An 825-nucleotide genomic window follows, 5' to 3' on the forward strand; every position below is an offset into this window, starting at 1 on the left:
TCCCAAGCAGTCTGCCTGACTTTTTCATTTTCTGGTCCCCGTTGAGAATTGTCATCAAGGTTTGCATCTGAAATCGCCTTTCAGCGGACAATTGCGTTGAAGCTGAGCGTGCCAGAGGTTCCCGGCGCGACCGAGGCCAGCACCCAGCGAACATGCGTGACGTCTGTGGCCTGGGCGGCGCGCTGCCCCCCCTGCCCGTCGGCAACCTTGAGCAGGGCAAGCTTGCCCCACGACTTGCCGCCATCGACCGAGACGACGAGATCGTTCGATCCATCCGCCGCCAGGGCGATGCCCGGCTTGATCGGGTTGGTGACGACGATGTTTTCCGCCTTTACCGCGCCGTTGTTGCGATAGCGGGTCGAGAACACCAGGCGGTCGCCCGGAACGACCACGGCCGGTTCGACCAGCGCGTGGACTTCCTTGCCATCGGCCAGGGTGACCTTGTCGACCTTGACGTCGCTGACCAGTTCGAACGGCTGCGCAGCCTGAACGGCAGCGGCCGGAACGGCGCTGCTTGCGGCAATGGCGCCAATCAGCGCGACTAACAGTCTGGCTTTCATGTGCTTGCTCCTCAATTGATCTTGACGTCGAACTTGATCGTCTTGGTGGTGCCCCCGGCGACACTGCCCAGGTTCACATCGATCCCGGTGCCGGTGGCCACGCCTTCGTCGGTGTCGCTGACGTCGGTCAGAGAAGCGCCTTCAAGCTTGAGTGTGTTGGCCTGATAGGTGGTTCCCGACGGATAGCTGTCGGTGACGTGCAGGCTGCCGACCTGGCCCGAACCGCTGATCGTCGCGACCAGGGTATAGGTGACGACAGAGCCGG

General features: G+C 62.4%; 1 protein-coding gene and 1 pseudogene. Both read right to left on the minus strand.

Annotation, left to right across the window (positions count from 1 at the left end):
- Positions 1–80: 80 nt before the first annotated feature.
- The gene (locus MNBBLIKP_RS07310; RefSeq protein ID WP_088308994.1) at positions 81–560 is read right to left on the minus strand and encodes a hypothetical protein; all 480 of its coding nucleotides are present in this window, start codon (positions 558–560) and stop codon (positions 81–83) included.
- A gap of 11 nt (positions 561–571) precedes the next feature.
- A pseudogene (locus tag MNBBLIKP_RS18245) lies at positions 572–825 on the minus strand (hypothetical protein); the annotation flags it as partial.

The sequence above is a fragment of the Novosphingobium sp. B 225 genome, from assembly GCF_002198665.1.
GTDB lineage: Bacteria > Pseudomonadota > Alphaproteobacteria > Sphingomonadales > Sphingomonadaceae > Novosphingobium.